Origin of the sequence: Xanthomonas cissicola, assembly GCF_008801575.1 — a bacterium.
Classification (GTDB): Bacteria; Pseudomonadota; Gammaproteobacteria; order Xanthomonadales; family Xanthomonadaceae; genus Xanthomonas; species Xanthomonas cissicola.
Window position 1 is genome coordinate 1 of record NZ_VZPL01000064.1, and the last position, 24,977, is coordinate 24,977.

16 protein-coding genes are annotated in these 24,977 nt (G+C 63.8%); 11 read left to right on the forward strand and 5 right to left on the reverse strand.

Annotation, left to right across the window (positions count from 1 at the left end):
* Positions 1 to 273: 273 nt before the first annotated feature.
* Positions 274 to 603 (forward strand): hypothetical protein, encoded by a 330-nt coding sequence (locus F7R02_RS19830; protein WP_003488253.1) that lies wholly within the window; start codon positions 274 to 276, stop codon positions 601 to 603.
* A gap of 225 nt (positions 604 to 828) precedes the next feature.
* On the opposite strand, the gene galA is transcribed toward F7R02_RS19830, so the two are convergent.
* From galA to F7R02_RS19850, 4 genes are all read right to left on the reverse strand, one after another.
* A complete protein-coding gene (gene galA, locus F7R02_RS19835) occupies positions 829 to 3,393 on the reverse strand; it encodes a beta-galactosidase GalA (protein ID WP_078589333.1) in 2,565 nt (854 codons plus the stop codon).
* On the reverse strand, positions 3,390 to 4,601 hold the full coding sequence (locus tag F7R02_RS19840) for a glycoside hydrolase family 53 protein (protein WP_078589341.1): 1,212 nt from the start codon (positions 4,599 to 4,601) through the stop codon (positions 3,390 to 3,392). Before F7R02_RS19840 ends, galA begins: the two co-directional genes overlap by 4 nt.
* A 189-nt stretch (positions 4,602 to 4,790) precedes the next feature.
* Positions 4,791 to 7,484, reverse strand: coding sequence for a TonB-dependent receptor (locus F7R02_RS19845; RefSeq protein ID WP_078589331.1), 2,694 nt, complete (start codon positions 7,482 to 7,484; stop codon positions 4,791 to 4,793).
* A gap of 516 nt (positions 7,485 to 8,000) precedes the next feature.
* Positions 8,001 to 9,386, reverse strand: coding sequence for a helix-turn-helix domain-containing protein (locus tag F7R02_RS19850; RefSeq protein WP_078589329.1), 1,386 nt, complete (start codon positions 9,384 to 9,386; stop codon positions 8,001 to 8,003).
* Positions 9,387 to 9,524: 138 nt separating this feature from the next.
* Here F7R02_RS19850 and F7R02_RS19855 point away from each other — a divergent pair, with 138 nt between their 5' ends.
* The 7 genes from F7R02_RS19855 to F7R02_RS19885 all read left to right on the forward strand — a co-directional run bounded on the left by F7R02_RS19855 (position 9,525) and on the right by F7R02_RS19885 (position 17,887).
* On the forward strand, positions 9,525 to 11,030 hold the full coding sequence (locus F7R02_RS19855) for a CoA-acylating methylmalonate-semialdehyde dehydrogenase (protein WP_078589327.1): 1,506 nt from the start codon (positions 9,525 to 9,527) through the stop codon (positions 11,028 to 11,030).
* A gap of 10 nt (positions 11,031 to 11,040) precedes the next feature.
* Positions 11,041 to 12,222, forward strand: a complete 1,182-nt coding sequence (locus F7R02_RS19860; protein ID WP_078589326.1) for an acyl-CoA dehydrogenase family protein — start codon at positions 11,041 to 11,043, stop codon at positions 12,220 to 12,222.
* Positions 12,219 to 13,016 carry an enoyl-CoA hydratase gene (locus F7R02_RS19865; RefSeq protein WP_011050840.1) on the forward strand — a complete coding sequence of 266 codons (798 nt, stop codon included), beginning with the start codon at positions 12,219 to 12,221 and terminating at the stop codon, positions 13,014 to 13,016. Before F7R02_RS19860 ends, F7R02_RS19865 begins: the two co-directional genes overlap by 4 nt.
* A complete protein-coding gene (locus F7R02_RS19870) occupies positions 13,016 to 14,200 on the forward strand; it encodes an enoyl-CoA hydratase/isomerase family protein (protein WP_139370881.1) in 1,185 nt (394 codons plus the stop codon). Before F7R02_RS19865 ends, F7R02_RS19870 begins: the two co-directional genes overlap by 1 nt.
* 154 nt (positions 14,201 to 14,354) lie before the next feature.
* Entirely contained in the window at positions 14,355 to 15,257 is a 903-nt protein-coding gene (gene mmsB, locus F7R02_RS19875) for a 3-hydroxyisobutyrate dehydrogenase (RefSeq protein WP_172397202.1), read from the forward strand.
* A gap of 219 nt (positions 15,258 to 15,476) precedes the next feature.
* The gene (locus F7R02_RS19880; protein ID WP_078589335.1) at positions 15,477 to 16,448 is read left to right on the forward strand and encodes a cation diffusion facilitator family transporter; all 972 of its coding nucleotides are present in this window, start codon (positions 15,477 to 15,479) and stop codon (positions 16,446 to 16,448) included.
* A 155-nt stretch (positions 16,449 to 16,603) separates the two neighbouring features.
* Positions 16,604 to 17,887, forward strand: a complete 1,284-nt coding sequence (locus F7R02_RS19885) for an aspartyl/asparaginyl beta-hydroxylase domain-containing protein (protein WP_078589324.1) — start codon at positions 16,604 to 16,606, stop codon at positions 17,885 to 17,887.
* A 19-nt stretch (positions 17,888 to 17,906) separates the two neighbouring features.
* On the opposite strand, the gene F7R02_RS19890 is transcribed toward F7R02_RS19885, so the two are convergent.
* A complete protein-coding gene (locus F7R02_RS19890; RefSeq protein ID WP_078589321.1) occupies positions 17,907 to 19,409 on the reverse strand; it encodes a tetratricopeptide repeat-containing sulfotransferase family protein in 1,503 nt (500 codons plus the stop codon).
* A 142-nt stretch (positions 19,410 to 19,551) separates the two neighbouring features.
* Here F7R02_RS19890 and F7R02_RS19895 point away from each other — a divergent pair, with 142 nt between their 5' ends.
* The 3 genes from F7R02_RS19895 to F7R02_RS19905 all read left to right on the forward strand — a co-directional run bounded on the left by F7R02_RS19895 (position 19,552) and on the right by F7R02_RS19905 (position 24,834).
* Entirely contained in the window at positions 19,552 to 20,025 is a 474-nt protein-coding gene (locus F7R02_RS19895; RefSeq protein ID WP_078589319.1) for a hypothetical protein, read from the forward strand.
* Positions 20,026 to 20,058: 33 nt separating this feature from the next.
* The gene (locus F7R02_RS19900; protein ID WP_078589317.1) at positions 20,059 to 21,666 is read left to right on the forward strand and encodes a tetratricopeptide repeat-containing sulfotransferase family protein; all 1,608 of its coding nucleotides are present in this window, start codon (positions 20,059 to 20,061) and stop codon (positions 21,664 to 21,666) included.
* Between the two features lie 315 nt (positions 21,667 to 21,981).
* Positions 21,982 to 24,834 carry a TonB-dependent receptor gene (locus F7R02_RS19905; protein ID WP_078589315.1) on the forward strand — a complete coding sequence of 951 codons (2,853 nt, stop codon included), beginning with the start codon at positions 21,982 to 21,984 and terminating at the stop codon, positions 24,832 to 24,834.
* Positions 24,835 to 24,977: the final 143 nt, after the last annotated feature.

Sequence of the window (24,977 nt, forward strand, 5' to 3'; positions counted from 1 at the left end):
ATCTCGCGCCGGGTCTGCTTGCGCTTGCCCAGGCCCTCAGCGTCACCGAACGTCAGCTGCATAGATGATCCTCTACATGATGAGGCGGGTAGTGTCGCGTATCTGTGGTGCGTTGTTCAGAGCTTCCCTAGGTGGAGACAGTTCCGCGCGTTGAATGACATCAGGCGAAGCGATGAAGCGGGAACTGGCCGCATTCGCACCACGTGGTGAACCTGAATCTTCAACCTGCCTTGCACGCCACCGTTCCAGAGGGGGCGCTATGGTGCGCGGCGCATGACGCAAGCGAGTTGGTTGGATATGGAACAGAAACAACACGAGTGGATGCAGGCGGTGACCGAGGCGCTCAGCGATCTGCTGGCCGCGCGCGTGGCCCAGGCCACGCTGCTGGAGGCGATGCTGGTCTCGCATCCGGATCCGGTAATGCTCAGAAAGGCGTGGGATGAATTGTCGTCCCAGCGCATCGCCTATGTGGCGCAGAAGAAAGCCCTGGCCGACGACCCGCGCCCGATGGACGCCCAGACATTGGAGCAGTTCCGCGCGTGGGAAGAAAAGCTCAACCGCTATTTTCCGCGCGACCCGGCTGCCGGAGGTGCGCAGACCTGAAGCTGCCGCTGTCACGCAACCGGTAGGGAGCTGAGCCGTCAGGACTGCCGACGATGGCCTGGCCGTGGCCAAAGCCCGCAAGCGATCTTTCTAGCCGGAATCACCTGCTCGATCATCGCCGTCAGCAAACACACCGATGGATGGCCTTCGACTCGCCATGGCATCGCGACGCTACCGAGGCCACCACTGGCCCAGGTAACGCAGCACGTTCGGTCGCCGTGCGTTTCAAGCCACCGATGCGCGCGATCGCGTGGGCTCGGCAGGCAGGCGTAGCGTGGACGAGGTCAGCCCAGGCGCGGTGGCCTGCAGCACAATCTCGCCGCTGCTGCGCGTGGTTTGCAGCAGCGCCGCACACAGGCCGTTGAACGCCTTGCGCCGCGGCGCCTTGTCGTCCTCGTGGCTGCTGGGATCGCCATTGCCGACCCCAATCAGCCGTGCGGGTCCGCGTAGCGCGAACTGCACCAGGCTGTCGGCGGTCGGAACCGGGCGGCCTCGTGCATCGAGGATTTCCACCTTCACCACGGCCACATCTTCGGCATCGGCACGCAGCGTGTTGCGATCGCAGCTCAAGCGAATCGCCGCCGGCTTGCCTGTGGTTTCGCGACGCTCGCCGAGTACCAGCTTGCCGCCGCGATAGCCGCGCGCTTCGATCGTGCCGGGCGCATAGACCACGCGCCATTCGACATGGCCGTAGGCCGGCACCTGCTGCAGGCCCTGGCTGATGCCATTGACCAGCAGTTCCACCGCCTCGAGATTGCTATGGCACCAGACCGCGATGCGGCCGTTGTCGTCGGGCTCCAGCAAGCCGTCCCAGTTCCAGTGCGGGAACAGATGCAGTACCGGTTCGCTGGTCCATTGCGCGCGGTAGTACCAGTAATTGTCTTTCGGAAAACCGCAGCTATCGAGTACGCCGAATTGCGAAGCCACATTGGGCCAGCGGTTGTAGGGCGTGGGCTCGCCGCGATAGTCGAAGCCGGTCCAGATGAAGCCGCCGGCAATGTACGGGCGTTGCGCGACATAGCTCCACCAGGCTTCGGCGGTGCTGGCCCACCAGGGGTGGTCCAGGTCGTAGGCGCGGGTGTAACCGCGTTGGTCATCGCGCCGATAGTTGCCGCGCACCGACACGGTGCTGCCGGTTTCGCTGCCGTAGATCGGGATGTTGGGGTATTGCGCGTGGAAGCCGTCTATCTGGCTGGTGCGGTAGTTGAAGCCGACCACATCCACCACCTGGCCCACGCCATCGCCAAAACCTTTGTCCATCGCGAAGGTCGTGGGGCGGGTGGGATCCAGCTGGCGCACGCGTTGTTGCATGCGGGTCACGATGCGTGCACCGCGCGCGGTCACTTGCTGCGGCTCTTCGTTGCCGAGCGACCACAGGATGACGCTGGGATGATTGCGGCCACGCCGCACCATCGTTTCCAGTTCGCCCATCGCTTCCGGGTCGGTGGACATGCGGCGGGTTTCTTCGATCACCAACATGCCGAGGCGGTCGCACAGCGCGAGTAATTCCGGCGTGGCCGGATTGTGCGAACTGCGGTAGGCGTTGCAGCCCATCGACTTGAGCTGGCGCAGGCGCCATGCATGCAAGGCGTCCGGAATGGCGGTGCCGACGCCCGCGTGGTCCTGGTGATTATTGGTGCCATGCAGCTTGAGCGGTGCGCCGTTCAACAGGAAACCGCGTTGTGCATCGAAGGCGATGCTGCGTACGCCGAACGGCGTCGCCAGCGCATCGACTGCAGTGCCGTCGCTATGCACGCTGGTAGTCAGGTGGTAGAGCTGCGGGGCGTCGATCGACCACAGCACCGCCTGCCCGAGCGGCAAGGTCTGTTCGACCACCTGCACCTGGCCGGGCGCGACGGTGACCACTGCGCTGGACGCTTGCGCCACGGTGCGTCCATCCGGTGCGGTGATGCGCGCCTGCACCACGCATCGGCGCGGCGCGCTGCCCTCGTTGCGCACTTCGGTGGAGAGCTGCGCAGTGGCGTTGCCATCCTGCACGGTGCTGCGCACGAACACGCCGTCTTGCGGGATATGGACTGGGTCGGTCTTCTGTAGCCACGCGTGCCGGTAGATGCCGGCGCCTTCGTAGAACCAGCCTTCGCCCAGCGTGGCATCCACGCGGATGGCGATGATGTTGGGCTTGCCGTAGTCGAGCACGTCGCTGAGGTCGACTTCGAAGCCGCAGTAGCCGCTCGCGTTGCGGCCGACGATGTGTCCATTGCAGAACACGATGCACTCACGAAACACGCCATCGAACACAAGGCTGATGCGCTTGCCCAGGTCGCTGGCCGGAATCTGAAGCGTGCGCCGATACCAGCCCACGCTGTTCTCCGGGAAACTCGTGCCCAGCGGCTTGTAACCGTGCGCAGCGGCCGGGTCTTCCTCGGTGATGGAGGCCGAGATGGGCTCCTGCCGAAACGGCAGGCCGACGGCCCAGTCGTGCGGCAGATCCACCTGCTGCCAGGCACTGTCGTCGAACGCCAGTTGCGCGGCGGTCGCGGTGTCCTTGCCGGCCTTGGCGAAGGTGCGTTGGAACGTGCCGAATTCGAAATCGCGCGCCGCATCGCTGCCATGGCCCAGGTGGAAGCGCCAACCGAAGTCGAACAGCAGACGCTCACGCGGTGCCAGCGCTGCGTCGCCTAGTGCCGATGTCGAGACGCTGTTCTTGGCTGCAGGTGCAGCCGTCGCGCCAGCCGACGCCACTGTGCCGGCTGTGCCCACCGGCAGTGCGGCGCTCACCCCACTGGCAAGCATGCCGCGCAGCAACTCGCGCCGATTGATGCCGCTCATGGCTGCGTCCTTTTTTCGGCCTCTGCAGGGACGTGCTGGCTGTCCGCATGACGCTTGCGCGCGTCAGCTTTGATCGCTGCAGGCACACCGGTATACGGGTGGCGCATGAAGTCGATCGCCGGCAGCACCTCGTTGCCGTGCTTGAAGTCGAAGAAGCTGGCGTTTTCCCACGACGAGCCGGTACCCCAGCGCGTTTTGCAACGGCTGCTGGTCCATGCCGGCTCCCAATACACCACGCCGGCACCGCCGGTATCGATCACCAGCTGGGTGAGGTCCACCATGTAGCGTGCCTGGCCTTGCGGCGTGGCCGGGTAGCCGGGAATCAGCGAGTCTTCGCCGAGCAGATTGTGCGAGGTGTCGCCGGAATCCAGCGTCCACGGATACGCGGTTTCCACCACCACCACATCGGCATCGTAGCGGCCGCGCAGACGCCTGATGGTCTTGCCCAGCTCGGCCATCGATTGCGTGGACCATTTGCGGTAATAGCTGATGCCGATCAGATCGAAATCGGTGACGCCGGCCTTGGTGGCGTCGGCGAACCACGGCTCCACATTTTCCGGCTGGGCGATATGCAGCATCACCCTTGGTTTGATCGCCGAGCGTGCGGCCATGTCGCGCACCGCCTTGATGCCGGCGTTGAACAGCTTGGCGTTGCGCTGCCAATCGATGGGGCGCTTCTTGTCCCAGGGCGTGCTGTCCATCAGGTCGGAATTACTTTCGTTGCCCACTTGCACCAGCTCGGGCATCAAACCGGCGCGGTCGAGTGCGCTGAGCGTGTCGTAGGTGAAGCCATACAGCGTGCGCGCCAACTCGTCGGTGTCGGTGATGCTGGCCCAGGCCTTGGGGATCAATTGCTTTTCGCCGTCGGCCCAATCGTCGGAGTAGTGCAGATCTAACAAGACCTGCATGCCTTGCGCGCGTGCACGTGCAATGGTTTTCTTCACGTCGGACAGGTCGCTGTACTTGGTCCAGCGCGCATCGTTCCACAAGCGTACGCGCACCAGATTGGCGCCATGGGCGTGGAAGAGTTCGAACGGATCGGTGACCACGCCGTTCTGGCGGTATTGCACGCCGCATTCTTCCATCTCGTTGACGTAGGACAGGTCCGCGCCGAGATACAACGTGGCGGGAGCCGGGGCGGCGTGTGCGAAGGTGGAAATGGCCAGCGCCAGGAGCGCGGGCGTCCAGAGACGGCGTGGTGAGCGCATGCAATTCCTCGACAGGGACAACGTGGAGCGGGTGACAGCATGCCGCAGGCGGCCGTGCTGCTGCGCGGCCGCTGTGCAGAATCCAAACGTGGCTTGCAGATTGGATTCCACACGGCGGCTGCGGTGTTATGCAGGTGTGCAGCGATCAGATCGGCTGCGCAGCAGCATGTGCAGCCGATCGAGCAATGCCTAGAACTTGTAGGTTGCTTCCAACTGGTAACGACGACCGAATACCTGGTAGCCGCCATCGTCCTGATTGGCCAGGCGATTGGGCTTGTTGTCGGTGTAGGCGCGCAGCGGCTCGTTGGTGAGATTGCTCGCCTGGAAGCGGAAGCCGAGCTGCTTGCTGTACTGCCAGTTCAGGCTCAGATCCACCGTGCCTTCGCTCTGCAGGCGCGCCAGCCGCGCGGCATTCCAGCCGTATACCACCGTGTAGGGGCTGTGGTACTTGTAGCCCACGCGTGCTTCGAAGGTGCCGCTGCTGTACCACAGGTCGAAGGTGCCGGTCTTGCGTGCCAGCCCGCTCAACGGCAGCGGGTTGTCTTCCGGCGAGAATTCCTTGAGGTTGGAATCCACCAACGAATAGTTCGAGTAGACGCCGAAGTTTTCCATGTGCGGGATGAAGTAGAACGGCGTCTGGAAGGTGAGCTCCACGCCATTGATGTAGCCGCCACCGCCATTGAACGGCGCGCTGACCAGGTAATCCAGGCCGTTGATCACTTCGCGGTCGGTGCGGTAGCCGATGCTCGAATCCACTTCCTTGCGATACACGGCCAGGGCGGCGAGCGCTTCGGTATGGAAGTACCACTCGTAAGAGACATCGACCTGGGTGGCCTTGAACGGGTCCAGCTGCGGGTTGCCGCCGCTGCCGGTGAGCTGGCCAACGGTCACGCTGGGGTCGTCCAGACGGCGGCCGGTGCGCAGTTCGTCCAGCGGCGGACGCGCGATGACCTTGGCCACCGCAAAGCGCAGGATGCGCTGGTCGTCGATCAGGAAATTGAGCGTGGCGCTGGGCAGCACGTCGGTGTATTCCTTGCTGCCGGTGCTGGGCTGGATGGTGCTGCCGACCGAATCGAAACCCTCGCTGGTGGTCTTGGTGTTGACCAGGCGCACGCCGACATTACCGGTGACATCGGTGCCGAACAGCTGCGAGCTGAAGACCGCTTTGGCGAAGGCTTCGCGCACGTCTTCCTTGACGTTCCAATGGTCGAGCAGTTGTTCGTCGAGCGTGCTCGGGTCGAACCCGCCAAAGCCGATGCGTGCGATCTCGGCCATGTTGCCGCCGGTCAGCGTGGGCACGTTCAAGTCGGGCATGGTGACCGGGTAGATCAGGTCCTGATACGCCGAGATCGGCTGATCGTAGCCGGACTGGTTGCTGAGGAAGCGGCGGTTCTGTTTTTCGCGACGCGCGGCGCGTGCGCCGAGTTCCAGCGACGTGAACGGGCCGGCATCCACGGCGCGGCTGGCATTGAGTGCCAGCGCAGCGATCTTGTCGCGCAGTGCCTGCGGCTCGGTCTGCCCGGCAATGCCGTATTCGGGCGTGTCCGAGCTGGTGCTGATGGTGGGCGTGACGCTGCGACGGAAATCGAACGAGATGGTGTCCGGGTTGCTGCCGAAACGCACCGCCTGCCAGGTGTTGTCGCGCTTGGCCTGCGAAAACGACAGGTCGCTGCCCAGGGTCCACACATCGCCGCTCCACTTGGCGTTCAAACCGCCGGCGGCGAGTGTCTTGACCTCGTTGTAGTGGCTGACCACATGGTCGACCTGCAGGTTCGAATTGGCCAGCGTGCCGGCCACCACATCGCCATCGACGATGGTGTAGGACGAGCCCGGCGTGGTGTATGGATTGGTGCTGCCGGAGAAGGTGCTGAAGGCCAGCCCGTTGAACCAGTTCTGCAATTGGTCTTCGTCGATTTCGATGCGCGAATACAGGCCGTCGAACTTCAATTCGAAATTGCCCGAGCGCCACTGCACGGTGCCCATCGCGCCAGTGCGGGTCTGGTCGATCAGCTTGAGCTGGTCGGCCGCGCCCCACGGGGTCGGGTCCACGGTGCCATCGCCATCCACATCGCGGGAGGTGGTGGCATCGGTATAGCCCCAGCTGCCGATCGACGAGCTGGCGTTCTTCTGCTTCTGGTACGTGGCGCCGAAGGCGACCGCCAGGTTGTCGTTGAGCTTGTGCACCCAGCTGGCGCCGAAGCGGCTGCCCCACGGGCTGTAGCCGTCCACATCCTTGGCGTGGTCGTAGAACACCGGGCCGGCGGTGCCGACGAATCCCGGCCCGGTGTAGTCCAGCGGGCTGATGGTGGAGATGTCCACGGTGGCCGCAAGACCGCCGGCGACCAGATCAGCCGACTGGGTCTTGTAGACCTTGACGGTGGAGACGATCTCGGTGGGGAACACTTCCCAGCGCACGGCGCGGTTGGGCTCGGAGGAGGCGATTTCGCGCCCGTTGACGGTGCCCATGGTCATGCGCGGACCCAGGCCGCGCACGGTGGCCAGGCTCTCGTTGCCGCGGTCGCGGGTGCCGTTGACGCCAGGCAGCCGCACCAGCGCCTCGGCCACGGTGACATTGGGCATCTGACCCATGTTGTCCGCGGAGATCACTTCCACGACATGATCGGACATCTGCTTGGCCTGCACCGCCTGATTCAGGCTGGCGCGCTGGCCGATCACGGTGATGTTGTCCAGCGTCACCGGCGTTTGCCCGTTGCCAGCAGCCGGGCTGGCGTCGCCTGCGGGCGGGGCGGCGGGAGCGCTGTCCTGTGCATGCGCGCCGAACGCGGTGGCCAGCACGCAAGCGATGGTGGTGTACAGGATGGCCGGAACTGGCGTGCGGCGCAGGCGCCGACTGGCCGGGTGGCCGCTATGGTGAACAGGCATCGGTTGATCCCTCCCAGGACAAAGTGACCGAATACGGTGGTAGCTGCTGGTGCGGCCAGCCGCATGGAGCGGGGCTGGCGCGTCCGCGCGGGTGTGGCCAGTGGTGCTGTGCTGCGTGATCAGTGTTGGTCGTTCGTGTGCGTGACGCCGAAAGCGCACTGCGTCGCGCTGACGTCCCCCTGTCTTGCATGTGTCCGCTTCAGGGTAGAAGCGCAAGCCATTCCATTCCAATGAAGCATTTTGCGACAGCTATCTCGGCTTGGAATGCTGCGCTGCGGCACTCGCGTTTGCTTGTTCCCTCGGAGGTGAGGGCGTGATGCGGCAGAGGCTGCAGCATTGGGGCCGTACTTGGCTGACGTGGCCCGATGGGATGGCCCAATGATGTTGCCGCTCTTGTGCGCGGCAGGAGCGCCAGATTGGTCGATGCAATCAGGCCAGGTGCAGTGCGTCCGTCGTTGCGATCGCGGGCCAACGCACGGTCACTCCCGACGACCAGATTCCATTCCCACCAAGCCGCTAACGCGCGCGCGCGGGCAGGCGTGGCAGCGCAGGGAATGCGCGCTGCACGCAGTCGCTGCGCTCGCATGTCAGGCAGCCCGGGCCGATCGGTACCGCATCGTCCACCGCGTTCAGATCCCAACCGCGCGCATACACCAGTTGGTCGGCGTGGCGCAGGTCGCAGCCCATGGCCAGGGCAAACGTCTTGCGCGGGCGGCCATACCCGGGTGGACCGCTGCTGACCTGGCGGGCCAGCCAGAAATAGCGCCGGCCGTCGGGCATGCGCGCGATCTGGGTAAGGATGCGGTCGGGCTGGTTGAACGCCTCATACACGATCCACAGCGGGCAGGCACCGCCGACATGCGAGAAATGGAAATCGGTGGCCGAGTGACGCTTGGACACATTGCCGGCGCGGTCTACCCGCATGAAGAAGATCGGCAAACCGGCTGCCCCCCGCCGCTGCAAGGTGCTGAGGCGGTGACACACCGCTTCGAAGCCCACGTCGAAGCGGTCGGCCAACCATTCGATGTCGTAGCGCGAGGTTTGTGCGCTGTGCAGGAACGCGCTGTACGGCATCACCAGCGCGCCGGCGAAATAGTTCGAAAGGCCAATCCGCGAGAGCGCGATGCGCTCGGCATCCGCGAAACCGGCATCGGCAATGCGCGCGTCCAGCAGCGGCGCGCATTCCAGCAATGCCAGCTGCGCAGCCATCTGGAACGCCTGCTGGCCCAGCCGCAAGTGCGCCGGCAGCCACAGCACGCGCGCCTGCGCATCTAAGCTCCGCTTGTCGCGATGCAGCTCGGGGGCGTCCTGCACCAGCAGGCCGTGACGCTCGGCCAGCCGTTGACGCAGCCGCAGCGGCAGATTTTCCGGGGTCAATCCAAGTTCGGCGTAAAGCGCTTCGGCGCGCTCGTCGAGTTCGGGCAGATAGTTGTGCGCGCGGTTGAAATAGTCGCGCACCTGCTCGCCGGGCGAGAGCGATGGCATCGCGGCGTGCTCGACCCCGATCTGCAGTTCCAGCGCAGCGTTGCGTTCGAGCAGATGTTGATGGGCGCGGTGCAGATCCAGCAGCGCCTGGGCCACCTGCGGCAGGTTGCCGGTCAGCGCACGCAGTTCGGCCGGCAACAGCGTATGGCCCAGGCTGCGCAGCGACTCGTCCAGTGGCTCCACCAGTGCGGCCGGGTCGTCCAGGTCCAGCAGGCCGTCCAGCTCGCCCAGCGCGGTCTTGAGCCGCTGCTGGATGGCCAGGGTGAGTGGGCGCTGATTGCGCTCGATCTGATTGAGATAGCTTGGCGACAGTTCGAGCCGGCGCGCCAGTTCGGCCTGGGTCAAGCCATGGCGCTGGCGCAGCCGCAGCAGGCGCAGCCCGAGCTGGTGGCGGAGTTGAGCGTGCGACTGAGGCATTCGCAAGATTTGCAAAATTTTGTTCCCAGCTTAGCGCAATTAAGCAATCGCGGGCTGGGAATGGAAGGTATCGATGCGAACAATGCGAAGAGATGGCCTGCCACGGCCCGATGTCCTTCTTCACTAGCGAGCCCTGCAATGAGCGAATCCGTCCCCCGCGTCTCCCTGTTGATCGATGGCGAGTTGGTGGTGTCCGCCAGCACGCAGTGGCAGGATGTGGTCAACCCGGCCGACCAATCGGTGCTGGCCCAGGTGCCGTTCGCCACCACCGCCGAAGTGGATGCCGCGGTGGCGGCGGCCAGCCGCGCCTTCGTGACCTGGCGCAAGACGCCGATTGGCACCCGGGCGCGTATTTTTCTCAAATACCAGCAGCTGATCCGGGAAAACATGCCAGAACTGGCTGCGCTGCTCAGCGCCGAGCAGGGCAAGACCCTGGCCGATGCCGAAGGCGATGTGTTCCGTGGTCTGGAAGTGGTGGAGCACGCCGCGGCGATCGGCAATCTGCAACTGGGCGAGCTGGCCAACAACGTCGCCAATGGCGTGGACACTTATAGCCTGCTACAGCCGTTGGGCGTGTGCGCGGGCATCACCCCGTTCAACTTCCCGGCAATGATTCCGTTATGGATGTTCCCGATGGCGATCGCCACCGGCAACACCTTCGTGCTCAAGCCCTCCGAGCAAGATCCGATGGTGACCATGCGCTTGGTCGAACTTGCCCTGGAAGCCGGCATTCCCAAGGGCGTGCTCAACGTCGTGCATGGCGGCGAAGAAGTGGTCAATGCGCTGTGCGATCACCCCGACATCAGGGCGTTGTCGTTTGTCGGTTCCACCAAGGTGGGCACGCACGTTTATCGACGTGCCTCGCTCGCCGGCAAACGCGTGCAATGCATGATGGGCGCCAAGAATCACGCCGTGGTATTGCCCGACGCCAATCGCGAGCAGACGCTCAATGCGATGGTCGGCGCCGCGTTCGGTGCCGCCGGGCAGCGCTGCATGGCCGCCTCCACGCTGGTCTTGGTTGGTGAATCGCGCGCGTGGATTCCGGAGTTGGTAGCCAAGGCCAAGAGCCTGAAAATCGGCGCAGGTAACGCCCCGGGCACCGAGGTCGGTCCGCTGATTTCCTGCGCCGCGCGCGAGCGGGTAGAAGGCTTGATTGCCTCCGGCGTGGAGCAGGGCGCCACCTTGGAACTGGATGGTCGCGCACCACAGGTGCCGGGTTTCGAGCAGGGCAATTTTGTCGGCCCGACCATCTTTTCCGGCGTCAAACCCGGCATGCGGATCTACGACGAAGAGATCTTCGGGCCGGTGCTGGTGATCCTGGAAGCCGCCACGCTGGACGAGGCCATTGACTTGGTCAACGCCAACCCCAACGGTAATGGCACGGCGCTGTTCACCCAATCCGGCGCGGCTGCGCGGCGTTTCCAGGAAGACATCGACGTGGGTCAGGTCGGCATCAATGTGCCGATTCCGGTGCCGGTGCCGCTGTTCTCCTTTACCGGCTCGCGCGCTTCCAAGCTCGGCGACCTGGGTCCGTACGGCAAGCAGGTGGTGATGTTCTACACCCAGACCAAGACCGTGACCGCGCGCTGGTTCGACGATCAGACGCTGGGCCATGGCGTCAACACCACCATTTCCCTCAAGTGACCCGATCGCCATGAATGCAGCCATCCAACTCCATCCCAACACAGCCGATTTGAACGACGAGCAGGAAGCCTTCCGCGCCGCCGCCCGCGACTTCGCCGACAAGCAACTCGCCCCGCACGCAGCGCAGTGGGACGCAGAAGGTCACTTCCCGCGCGAGGCCATCGCCAAGGCCGCCGAACTCGGCTTTTGCGGTCTTTACACCGATGAAGGCGTCGGCGGCCTGGGCATGCGCCGGCTCGATGCGGCAGTGGTGTTCGAAGAACTCGCCACGGTGGATCCGTCCACCTCCGCCTTCATCAGCATCCACAACATGGCCACCTGGTTGATCGCCAGCTATGGCACCGACGCGGTGCGCGCGCAGTGGGGCCAGGCGATGACCAGCGGCGCCAAGCTGGGCTCGTACTGCCTGACCGAACCGGGCAGCGGCTCGGATGCGGCATCGCTGAAATCGCGCGCGCAACGCGACGGCGACAACTATGTGCTCAACGGCAGCAAGGCCTTCATCTCCGGCGCCGGCGCAACCGACGTGCTGGTGGTGATGGCACGCACCGGCGAAGACGGTGCACGTGGCATCAGCGCCTTCGTGGTGCCGGCCGATGCGCCTGGCATCAGCTACGGTCGCAAGGAAGAGAAGATGGGCTGGAACAGCCAGCCCACGCGCGGTGTGAGCTTCGAAAACGTGCGTGTTCCGGCCGAGAACCTGCTGGGCAAGGAAGGCGAAGGCTTCAAGATGGCGATGAAGGCGCTGGATGGTGGCCGCATCAATATCGCTGCGTGTTCGTTGGGCGCCGCGCAAGGCGCGCTGGATGCCGCGCGTCGCTACATGGGCGAGCGTCGCCAGTTCGGCAAGAAACTGGCTGATTTCCAGGCGCTGCAGTTCAAGCTGGCCGACATGGCCACGCAGCTGGTGGCCGCGCGGCAGATGGTGCACACCGCCGCGCGCAAGCTCGATGCCGGCAGCCACGATGCCACCGTGTGGTGTGCGATGGCCAAGCGCTTCGCCACCGATGCCGGTTTTGCCATCTGCGACGATGCCTTGCAGATCCATGGCGGCTACGGCTATATCCGCGAATACCCGATCGAGCGTTTGCTGCGCGACAGCCGCGTGCACCGCATTCTGGAAGGCACCAACGAGGTGATGCGCATGATCGTGGCGCGTCACCTGCTCAATGGCGAGGAGCAATTGCGATGAGCGATTGGGAAGGACGCCTCCATACCGGTCTGCAGGTCGAGCGCGATGGGCACGTCGCCATCGTGACCTTGAGCAACCCGCCGGCCAACACCTGGACCGTGCACAGCCTGGCGGCCCTGCGCGACCTGGTGCGCGCGCTGGATGCAGATCGCAGCATCTACGCGCTGGTGATCACCGGCGAAGGCGAGAAGTTCTTCAGCGCCGGTGCCGATCTCAAGCAGTTCGCCGATGGCGACAAGGCCAATGCACGTGGGGCTGCGCGCCGGTTCGGCGAAGCGTTCGAAGCCTTGAGCGCATTTCGTGGCGTGTCGATTGCCGCAATCAACGGCTATGCGATGGGGGGCGGGCTGGAATGCGCATTGGCGTGCGATCTGCGCATCGCAGAGCAGCACGCACAGCTCGCATTGCCTGAAGCCAGCGTTGGCTTGCTGCCGTGTGCCGGCGGCACCCAGAACCTGCCGCGCCTGGTCGGCGAGGGCTGGGCCAAGCGCATGATCCTGTTGGGCGAGCGCATCGATGCGGCAACCGCGCAGCGCATCGGCCTGGTGGAAGAGGTGGTCGGCAAGGGCGAGTCGCGCGCGCTGGCGGTTGCCTGGGCGCAGCGTGCCGGTAAACAGAGCCCGGTCAGTGTGGCGGCGTGCAAGCAGCTGGTGCAGTCCACGCGCCATGGCACCCACGCAGCGGCATTGATTGCCGAGCGCGAAGCCTTCGTGGATCTGTTCGAGCACGCCGATCAGGCCGAAGGCGTGGCTGCATTTCTGGACAAGCGCGCGCCGCAGTGGAGCAACCGCTGATGGCGCAGGTCAGCGCAACCGACGAGGCACCGGTGCTGTTCGAGCAGCGTGCGTGCGCCGATGGGCACCGTATCGGCATCGCTACCTTGAATGCGCCCAAGACGCTCAATGGCCTGTCGTTACAGATGACGCGGCTGCTGGATGCGCAGTTACGTGTCTGGGCTGAGGATACGCAGATCGCCTGCGTGGTATTGCGTGGCGCCGGCGACAAAGCGTTCTGCGCTGGTGGCGATCTGCATGGCCTGTACCAGAGCATGCGCGCGCACCGCGATGCAGTGCCAGACGCTGCAGCGCGACGCGCAGCGCCGCAGGCCAACGTGTATGCTGCGGCATTTTTCGAGGAGGAATACCGGCTCGACTACCGCATCCATACCTATCCGAAGCCGCTGCTGTGTTGGGGCCACGGTATCGTGATGGGCGGTGGCATCGGCCTGATGTCCGGCGCTAGCCATCGTGTGGTCACCGAACGCTCGCGCCTTGCCATGCCGGAGATCAGCGTGGGGTTGTTTCCCGATGTGGGGGGCAGCTGGCTGTTACGCCGCGTGCCACAGGGTGCCGGCCTGTTTCTTGCGCTGACTGGTGCGCCGCTGGATGCCAGCGATGCGATGTACGCGGGGCTAGCAGATGTGCGCCTGGAGCATGCGCAGTACGTAGCGGTGCTGGATGCGCTAAGCGCGCACGCATGGACAGGCAATGCCGACGACGACCGCACCCAGCTCGGCGCATTCCTGCATGGCATCGCGCAACCGACCGAACCGGGCCCGTTGCAGCTCCACGCGCAGTTGATCGAACGCCTGGTATCCAGCGAGTCGCTGAAGCACATCGTCGCTGCAATCATGGCGCTGCAAAGCGAAGACAGCTGGCTGCAGGCCGCACGCGCCACCTTGGCGGCCGGTGCTCCTGGATCGGCGCGCCTGGCCTGGGAGCTGTATCGCCATCCGGGCACCACGACGCTGGCCGACACCTTTCGGACCGAATACGTGGTCGCATTGCATGTGGCGGCGCATGGCGATTTTGCCGAAGGCATCCGCGCGCTGTTGATCGATAAGGATCGTCAACCGCGTTGGCAGCCTGGATCGCGGGAAGCCGATGCGCAGTGGGCCGCAGACTTCTTTGTCGCGCCCTGGTCGCCTGCATCGCATCCGCTTGCCGATCTGGGGGCAGGCGAGTTGGGTGTGCATTGAGTGGCTGGCAACTTGCGAAGTACGTTCGGCTCACGCCGGATTGCAGCGCGGTTGCCATGTCGCACCTGCGTCGTCGCAGCTGAAGACTGGCGGTGGCTGCGTGCGCACCAGCAATCCGTGATCACCCCGGCTACTTATTGAAGATGGTCCTATTTTGGAAACCGACACCATGAGCAAGATCGCTTTTATCGGCCTGGGCAATATGGGCGGGCCAATGGCTGCCAATCTGATCAAGGGCGGGCATCAGCTGCGGGTGTTCGATCTCGCACCGGCTGCCCTGGATGCTGCCTCAGCGGCTGGCGCGCATGCTGCCAACGCCGCGCAGGATACGCTGGTCGATGCCGAGGTCGTGATCTCGATGCTGCCTGCGAGCCGCCACGTCGAAGGGTTGTACCTGGGCGAATCCGGCATCTTGGCGCAGATCCCGGATGGTGCCCTGGTCATCGACTGCAGCACCATCGCACCGTTATCCGCACGCAAGGTGGCCGACGCGGCCAAGGCGCGTGGCCTGACGATGCTGGACGCCCCGGTCTCCGGTGGCACGGCCGGTGCTGCAGCCGGCACGCTGACCTTCATCGTCGGCGGCGCTGCCGATGTGCTGGAGCGCGCGCGCCCGGTGCTTCAGGCCATGGGCAAGAACATCTTCCACGTCGGCGACAATGGGGCAGGGCAGGTCGCCAAGCTGTGCAACAACATGGCCTTGGGCGTGATCATGGCGGCCACCGGCGAAGCGCTGGCGCTTGGCGTCGCGCAAGGCCTGGACCCTGCGGTGCTGTCGCAGATGATGGCGGTCAGCACCGGGCGCAGCTGGGCTACCGAGGTGTGCAACCCGTGGCCCGGCGTGCTGCCCAATGCGCCGGCGTCGCGTGGGTATAGCGGCGGCTTCGGCAACGATCTGATGCTCAAGGATCTGGGTTTGGTTGCCGAGTCGGCGGTGCAGGCCGGCGTGTCGATTCCGCTCGGTGAGCTGGCGCGCAACCTGTATGCAATGAACAGCCAGGCGGGCAACGGGGCGCTGGATTTTTCCAGCGTGGTCAAGCTGTTCGCCAAGCTCTAACCAGCCACCTGGCTCGCGCCGCGGATTGTTGGAAGGGCGGTGCGGACCAGACATGCTTCCAGGCCGTGACTGCAGGCCTCGCGCCCCGCAGTAGCGCAACCACTGCGCTCTGCGGCCCGCCGCACGGCTCGCGTGATGTGATGTCATTACGCACAGGTGTAATAGTCTCCGCCATCGCGTGCGCCTATGGTGCGCGCATTGCAGCAGGCCACGATATCCATGGGACACGACCACAACCACGCACCCAGCCAAATCCGTCACGAAGCGCCCTTGTGGTGGGCACTGGGGCTGACCGCCACCTTCCTGCTGGCAGAGATCGTCGGCGCATTCGTGACCAACAGCCTGGCGCTGCTGTCCGACGCTGCGCATATGGCCACCGACACCCTCGGACTGATGATTGCGCTGGTCGCGGTGCGCCTGAGCCGTCGCCCGGCCGACGCGCGTCGCACCTATGGCTATGTGCGGCTCGAAGCGCTTGGCGCATTGGCCAACGGCGCGCTGCTGTTCGCAGTCGGCGCCTATATCTTGTGGGAAGCCGCGCAGCGCTTTCGCGCACCGCAGGACATCTCTTCCAGCGGCATGCTGTTGATCGCCGGCTTCGGCCTGGTAATCAATCTGGTCGCGATGAAGCTGCTGCACGCCGGCAGCGGCGAAAGCCTCAACGTCAAGGGTGCCTATCTGGAGGTGTGGAGCGACATGCTCGGCTCGGTGGCGGTGATCGTCGGTGCCTTGCTGATCCGCTGGACCGGCTGGCAATGGATCGACCCGGTGTTGGCCGTGCTGATCGGCCTGTGGGTATTGCCGCGCACCTGGGTGCTGCTGCGCGAGGCGATCAACGTGTTGCTCGAAGGCGTGCCCAAGGGGATCGACCTGGCCCAGGTGCAGCAGGCGCTGACCAGCCACCCTGGCGTCGAAGACGTGCACGACCTGCATGTGTGGGCATTGGCCTCCAGCACGCCGGCGCTCACCGCGCACATCGTGGTCAACGAGGCCACCGACCGCGACCGTCTGCGTGACGCGCTCGGCGCCCTGTTGCATGAGCGCTTCGATATCGCCCACGTCACCTTGCAGGTGGAAAGTGGCGACTGCGGCACTGAGCCTTGTGGTACATCAAAACCTGCTGCTGACGCTGCCCATCATACCCATCACGGGCATGCGCATGGGCACACGCATGGCGGGCATTCCCACTGATCGCCATTGGCACACGGGCGAGCATTCCGACCCGGTAGCGATGCGCCTTCGCCACTTGTCGCGGCGCGATGTGGTCATCGGTGCACCGTGGGCTTGTTGTCGCCGGCCATCCAGGCCGTATGATCCGGACGGGAATGGCTGACGGGCGACGTGGCATGGCAGTACAGGTCGAGCAGGTCAACGAGCAGATCGCCGCGCTGATCGCGCAGGCCAGTGCGGCTGCGTCGGCCGGGCAATGGCAGCAAGCCGAACAGCTGTGGGCGCAGGTACACCGGTTGGCACCCGCGCATCCGCACGCCTTGTACAGCCTGGGCGTCCATGCCTATCAACGGGGCGATGCGGTTGCAGCGTTGGAGTATCTGACGGCAGCGCGATCAGGCAATCCAGGCGATCCGATGATCGTACTGACCATTGCCGTGGTGAAGCAGGCGCAAGGCGATATCGATGGCCAGTGGCAAGCCATCACCGCAGCGCCGGCGCTGGATGCGTATTTTCTCCCCGGCTTACTGGCCAAAGCCGCATTCCTGGAGGCCCGCGGACGGCCGCACGCGGCAGCCGGGGTCTATCGCGATGCGCTCGCTGTCGCGCCGCCGGAGCCGCAATGGCCAGCAGTGCTGCGCCGCAAGCTGCTGCACGCGCAACAGGCGGTCGAGCAGGACACGCTGGAATTGGAAGCCCGGTTGCGGGCCGCACTGGAAATTCCGTGCAGGTCCGTGGACGCGGCATTGCGCGGCCGCTGGGACGAAGCTGCGGCGATCGCGTGTGGGCGCACCAGGCCATTTCATTCCCAGTCCAATCGCCTGCATATTCCGCGCTTGCCGGCGTTGCCATTCCATGCGGAAGCCGCATTCCCGTGGATCGACGAGCTGCAGCGTCATACCGATGCGATCACGCGCGAACTGCGCGCCGTGATGGATGAGGACACGCGTGGATTTGCTCCTTACATCGCCTACGCGCCCGACCAGCCGGTCAATCAATGGAAAGACCTCAACCATTCGCCGGCATGGAGTTCCTATCCGCTCTGGGCACACGGCCAGCCAGTGGAAGCGCATCTGCAACGATGCCCGGCGACGGCAGCCGCATTATCGCTGGTCGATGCGGCGCAGATCGATGGCGTCTGTCCGAATGCGATGTTCTCCGTGCTGGCGCCGCACACCACCATTCCTCCGCATCACGGCGAAACCAACGCCCGGCTGGTGGCGCATCTGCCGCTGATCGTGCCGGAGCACTGCAGCTTTCGGGTAGGGTACGATTGGCGACGCTGGGAAGCCGGAAAAGTGCTTGTGTTCGACGATTCGATCGAACACGAGGCGCGCAACGACAGTGCGCAGGTCCGGGTGGTACTGATTTTCGACATGTGGAATCCGTTGCTCAGTCAGGAGGAGCGGGCAATGGTCAATGCCATGGAAGCCGCCATCGCAGCGCACCGTCACGGATGAGCGCTTGCTTGTGGGTAGATCAGTCCGGGAGCGGGACACCGGCCTTGCCAAGAGCGATGCGCAGCGGAGCAAGTTGCGTCGCATACGATCTCCAGCGTCCCGAGGCCTCGGCGTGCAGGGGGCGGCGGACTTGCCAATAGCTTGCGGTCCGCACCGCACGTTCCGCCAGGTGGAAGTCCAGGCAATCCTGCTCCCACGGCAGTCGCAGGATATCCACCAAGGCGCGCAAGGTCCGCTCGGGCGCGGCCACGAAGGCATCGTAGTCGAAGGTATGGATGCTGTCCGGGTACAGCGACGTCCAATGGTTCATCAAGTGGTGGTACGCGCCGTAAAAATGCCCGATATCTTCCAGTTTGCCCGCGTATCCGAAGCCGTGCGGATTGAGCTGTTGCATAAAGATCGATAGCCCATTGTCCAATGGATGCCGGCGCGTATGCACAATCCTTGCCGATGGGAACAGGTGTTTGATCAAGCCGATCAGCTGGAAATTGTCCGGGCGCTTGTCGGTGATGTAGCGCAGCTGCGCCTGGTCCGGAATAACTGCGTCGATGTGCCGCCGATAGCTCAGGGCGAGCTGCGCGATCATCTGTGGCGAGAGCGTACGTACGGTTTGCGGAAACGGAGATAGCCTTTGCGCGACCAATCGGGGGAGCGCATCCATCTCGCCACCCGCAGCAACCTGTGAGTGGCGGGACAGTGCTTGCTCGACCAACGTCGACCCGGAACGGAACATTCCACAGATAAATAGCGCAGACGTTGCATCGTGCCCATCTGCATGCGGCGGCCGCGCAGATTGCACAGCCGTGCTGTCGAATGTGGCCATCAATGCGTCGAAATGCCGCTGCGTGCGTTGCGGGTCGTATGTGGTTACTTGCGCATAGGCGTGCCGGTTGGCAGCGGTAGCCGTATCGAATGCATGCGGATGCAGGCCAAGACGGTCGTAGGCATGGGCCAGTGCATGCAGCACGGTCGCCACCAGCTGCGGCTCCAGTCCTTGCACAGAGACGGCCTGCGTCAGGCCAATCATGCGCAGGTCGTCGGCGGCGATGGGTGGGTCCAGATGCAGCAGCCTTGCAGCAGCCTGCAATTGCAGTGCCTGCGTCGCTGGATCGGCCGGGGTAATGGCAAGAAGCTGAGAATAGGCGGCGATGGCATGACCACGCGCGCCCAGCTCCTCGTGCAGATTGCCCAAATTAAGCAACGCGGGAGAATAGGCTGGCCGGCAATGTAGCGCCAGTTCGAGTTCTTGCAACGCCGCGGCGGCGTTACCGAGATGGTCGCTGAGCAGTACTGCGCGATTGAGATGTATCTGCTCCGGCGCTGCCGCTCCGCATGCCAGCGCCTGTGCATATGCCTGCAATGCCGCAGGGATGTCGCCGGTGCGGCGGAACAGGTACCCCAGGTTGTACCAGGCATCGGCGGCGTGTGCGCGCTCCCGCACAATAGTTTGATACGCAGCAATCGCCTGTTGAAGGTGACCTTGCTGCAGGAGTTGCGCTGCCCGCTGATCAGAGGTATTCAATGCGCGGTTCCGGCTGACGATGCGGCAATTTGGACGATTGCAGCTTAGGCGGCGTGCGCGCGCCGTTCAATCGGCGCCGGCCAGGAACCACAAGCGGCGATCCCACCGTCGTCCACTTGCCTTGTATGCTCGGCTGCAGGCGATGACCGAAGACCAACAGATGTCCAGACCGATGCGATGGGTGCCGATCATGCTGAGCTGCGCAGGCAGCGTGTCGGCGCAGGAGCCTGCGACGCATCCATGCGCTTCGGTGATCGACCCACTGCCGCGGCTTGCCTGCTATGACGCCAGCTATCCGCCGTCGGCGGCCGTGCAGGCGGCAGAAGCCGACAGAGGCATGCGCGAATTCGGGCATAACGCAGCCCAGGCGCCGGCAGCATCCACCACGCAGTCCGCCCCGGCCCAGGTGAGCGCGACCGTACTTGCCGTGGCATATCAAGCCGATGGTACCCGCCTGGTGTCGTTGGATACGCAGCAGCGCTGGACGTTGACAGAAGCGAGCAGTCGCGGTCATCTGGCTGAGGGCGAACGTGTAGTGATTCGCAAGGCGGCCATGGGCAGCTACATGCTGGTGACGCCTGCGGGCGTGGCGCTGCGCGCGCGTCGCGTCGACTGAGCGGCCGATGCAATGCATGGAGAGGAGAGTGGATTGACCGAGTTACAGCTGCGCAGCATTTTGCGGGAAGGGTACCAGTGGTTGCGCCAGGGCCGTTATAGCGAGGCGATCCATCTGGCAGAACGCGCCTGTCTGCAATACCCGAACCAGGCGCATTTGCTAGAACTGGCCAGCGAAGCCTACCTGGCACATGGCGATCCGCACACTGCAGGCCAAAGGATCGCAAGGGCAGCAGCGGTCGCGTCGGCACCGCTTGCTCTGTTGATCAAGTACGCCAGCCTGCTGGTACAGCTGCGACGCCGCCATGACGCGTTGTCGGTCGCCCGGCAAGCGCATGCCCTGGCCGCAACCGATGGCAGAGCGTTATGGCGGATTGGTGCGTTATACAGTGCCTGCCACGATGTCTCCGCTGCCCGCGATACCTATCAGCAGGCGCTTGCGCTGTTGGGAGAGCCGCCGCCGCTGTTGTACGACCTGGCCACGATGCAATTTTTTGGCGGTGAGTTCGATGCCGCAGAAGCCACCCTGCAGCGGTTGCTGCAATCAGCGCCAGGAGCGGGCGATGCGCTATATCTGCGCGCCACCGTGCGCAGGCAGACCGCGCAGCGCAATCATCTGGACGATTTGCGGCAACGGCTGCAACACACAGCGCTCGCCGAGCCCTCTGCCAGGGCGGCGGGACTGTATGCGCTGGCCAAGGAACAGGAAGATCTGGGTCTGCATGCAGACGCGTTCCAGACTCTTACCGCGGCTGCGACAAGCAAGAGCCAGACCTTGCAATACGATGTCGCTGCCGAATGCGCGCAGATCGCGGCCGTGCGCCAGGGCTACGACGAGACCGCGCTACGCGCGCTGCAACCCGGTCATGCCGGTGAAGGCCTCATTTTCATCGTCGGCTTGCCACGGTCGGGGACGACCTTGCTGGAGCGTCTGCTCATCCAGCGCGGTGGTGCGCGCTCGGCCGGAGAGTTGATGGATTTCGGCATGGTTCTGGGCGAGGCAACCGCCCGCGCCATGTCGGCCCACCCAGGCCTGACGACAGTGCAGGCATCGCTGAAGATCGATTTCGCTGCGCTCGGCCAGGAGTATCTGCGTGGCGCCCGCGAGGTCGTTCATGGCCACCCGGTGGTGATCGACAAGATGCCGATCAATTATCTCTACTGTGGCCTGATCGCGACCGCGCTGCCGAAGGCGCACATCATCCATCTTGCACGCGATCCGCTCGATACCTGTTACGCGATGTACAAGACCCTGTTCTACAACGCCTATCCGTTTTCGTACGCATTGGACGAGATCGGCGAGTACTACCTTGCCTACCGACGAATCATGCAGCACTGGCATGCAGTGCTGCCGGGCAGGATTCTGGATGTGCACTACGAAGCGTTGGTCAGCGATACCGAACAACAGATCGCGCGCGTGCTGGCCCACTGCGGGCTGGCCCCAACCGACATAACGCCCGAGCTAAGCACGGTGGCGTTCGTTACTGCGAGCGCAGCGCAAGTGCGCGGGGAGGTGCATCAACGTTCAGTACGCAGCTCCCGCCGGCACCTGGCAGGGCTTGCGCCGCTGGTGCAGCAGCTTCAGGCCGCAGGGGTGTCGCTCCCGGAGTTGAACGAGCTGGACGCCGGTATCGGTCAATGACGCTTCAGCGGACAGGCGCGCCACAAGCGACGCCATCAGATGCGATCGTCAGCGCACTCGTGGTGTGATGGCTGCACTATTTTGGGGCTTTGGTGCACCAAGCAGGAGCGAGGCTGAACAGGGGTTTAATTATCTTCGACATCGTCTTAACATCGGGTAGGCAGCGTTTTTCGGGCGCCTTTTTGCCTGTCGCGAGCCACTGTGGACAGCGCATAGCGATGCGTTGCCTACGCCGCCGCAGCCGTGATGCATCTGCATCAATGCAGATGCACTGCCTTGTGCTGCGCTTATCCGTTCGGATCGTCGGAGAGAGAGATGAGATTGAAGACCACCAAACTGCGCGATGCCATCAAGATGTCGCTCACCGCTGGTGCAGCTGCGCTGGCATTGACTGGCACCGTGATGGCGCAGGAACAGCCCGCCCCGGAACTGAAAAGTCTGGACGCCATCAGTGTCACCGGCACGCGTATCAAGAGTCAGGCGATGACTGCCTCCAGTCCGGTAGCAGAAATCAACAAGGAAGAATTCCAGTACACCGGCTCGACCAAGGTGGAAGATCTGATCAATCAGTATCCGCAACTTGCTGCCTCTTTCGACAACTTTGCCAATAACGGTTCCCAGGGTTATGCAACGGTCGACCTGCGCGGGCTGGGCGCGCAGCGCACGCTGACCCTTGTCAACGGCCGACGCATTCCCAAGGGGATCGGCGAAAGTCCGGATATCAGCATCATTCCTGCAGCGTTGGTGCGCCGTGTGGACATCCTGACCGGCGGCGCCTCTGCGGTGTACGGTTCCGACGCGGTTGCCGGAGTGGTCAATTTTGTGCTGGATGACGAATTTGAAGGCGTGAGCGTGGATATGGGCTACAACGCCTATCAGCACGATAACGGCAACAAGTTGATGCGTGGGCTGATGGACGAGGCCGGCTACGATTACCCCACCGGCAATTCCGGCTTGGACGGCATCTCCCGCAACGTCGACCTCGCGATCGGGGGCAGCTTCGGGGAATCCGGTCATGCAACCGCCTGGGCCACCTGGCGCGAGAACGACCCGTTGTTGCAAGGGCAGCGCGACTACTCTGCATGCGCATTGAGCAATCGCGGCACTGCCTGCGGTGGCTCTGCCACGGCTGATCCTGCAAATTTTTATGTGGTGGCGCCATCGGCCGGCGCTTTCTACGTGCAGCCTTCTGCCAGTGGAACCTGGTCGCAAGTCGCTTCGCCGAACCTCTACAACTTTGCACCGCTGAATTATTACCAGCGGCCGGACACGCGTTATACCGCCGGTACCAACATCAAGTATGAGGTCAACGACCACTTCAAGCCTTATCTGGAAACATTGTTCGTCAACCGCAAGAGTTCGACCCAGATCGCGCCCTCCGGTGCATTTTTCACAGACCTCAACGTCAACTGCGCAACCTCGGTGATCGGCAGTTTGTGTAACGATGTCGGCATCACCGACGACGAGTTCACCGTGTATGTGGCCAAGCGCAACGTCGAAGGCGGCCCACGCATCACCGAGTCGGATACCAATAGTTTCAGTATCACAACCGGCGCACAGGGCGATATCAATGACAACTGGTCGTACGACGCCTCGTTCACCTACAACCGCAGTACCACCAAGTCGGAAAACATCAACGATTTCGTGACCACCCGGGTGCGCGATGCATTGCTGGGCTGCCAGCCGGGATCCTTCGATGGCTGCGTGCCGTACAGCGTCTGGAACGACAGTGTCACCGCCGAACAGGCGCAGGCATTGCAAGGCGTCGGTATCGTCAACTACGAAACCTCGATGCGTGTGTTCAATGCCTACGTCACCGGTAACTTCGGCTATAGCCTGCCTTGGGCTGGCGATCATCCGATCAGCGTCGTCGGTGGCGTAGAAACCCGTACCGAAACCTTCAAGCGTGTTGCCGACAGCAATATGCAGATCGGCAACTTCACCGGCCTGGGCGGCCCGACCTCCAACGTCTCCGGCGATATCAGCGTCAAGGAGCTGTTCCTGGAAGGCTCAGTGCCGTTGCTGGCGCAAGCGGGCAGCCTGGATCAGCTGGACATGCAGCTTGGCTATCGCTATTCGGACTACGACATTTCCGGCGGCGTGAGTACGTACAAGGCGGGCCTAGGCGCGACCTTCGCGGATGGCAAGTACCATTTGCGTGCAGGCTGGAATCGTGCCATCCGTGCGCCCAACATCACCGAGCTTTACAACGAAAATACGATCGGGCTGTGGAGCGGCAGCGACCCCTGCGCAGGGGCCAATCCCACGTTTACCCAAGCGCAGTGCGCCAACACCGGCGTCACGGCCGCGCAGTACGGGCGCGTGGCGGCCAATCCGGCAGGGCAGTACAACGAGATCGGCGGCGGCAACACCGCGCTGCAGCCGGAAACCGCCAATACCTGGACCATCGGATTCGCCGCCAGCCCGGTCAAGGGGCTGGATCTGAGCGTGGATTACTACGACATCAAGATCGACGATGCGATCCGTGCCATTGGTTCTTCCAACATCCTGACCGCCTGCGGTGTGACCGGTAATGCGGACCTATGTAGCCGCATCCGCCGCAATGCCACAACCGGCGACCTGTTCCGCGGCAGCGACGTGGACACCTCCGGCCTGATTTTCAACTCCCAGGACAACTTTGGGTCGTTGCACTTCCAGGGCGTGGATCTGACGGCCTCCTATGCCTGGAGCATCGGGCCCGGACGCCTGACTGCCTCGATGATGGGCAGTTATGCCATCAAGCAGGAATACGAGCCGGTTCCGGGCGTGCAGCAGGTGACCTACGACTGCGCTGGCGTGGTGAACGTGGCATGCAACAGTGCCGAATGGCGGCATGTGCTGAGCACGCGCTACAGCTTCGATCGTTACACCGTTGGTCTGCGCTGGCGTTACATCGGTGAGCTGGACTACCAGAACACCGACGGCACTGCCGGTACCACCGACGTGCGCTTGGTCAATCAGGACAACAAGGTGTCGGCGTACAACTACTTCGATCTCTCCGGGTCGATGCAGCTCGGCGATTACGTCACCTGGACCCTGGGTATCAACAACATTGCCGACAAGGAGCCGCCGCTGGTGGGTGGCAGCTTGACCTTCAATGCCAATTCGCTGGGTGGCTACGACCAGGCCGGACGCTACTTCTTCACCAGTGTGGGTCTGCGTTTCTGAGTCGCATTGCAGTTAGGGAAGCTCTGAACAACGCACCACAGATACGCGACACTACCCGCCTCATCATGTAGAGGATCATCTATGCAGCTGACGTTCGGTGACGCTGAGGGCCTGGGCAAGCGCAAGCAGACCCGGCGCGAGAT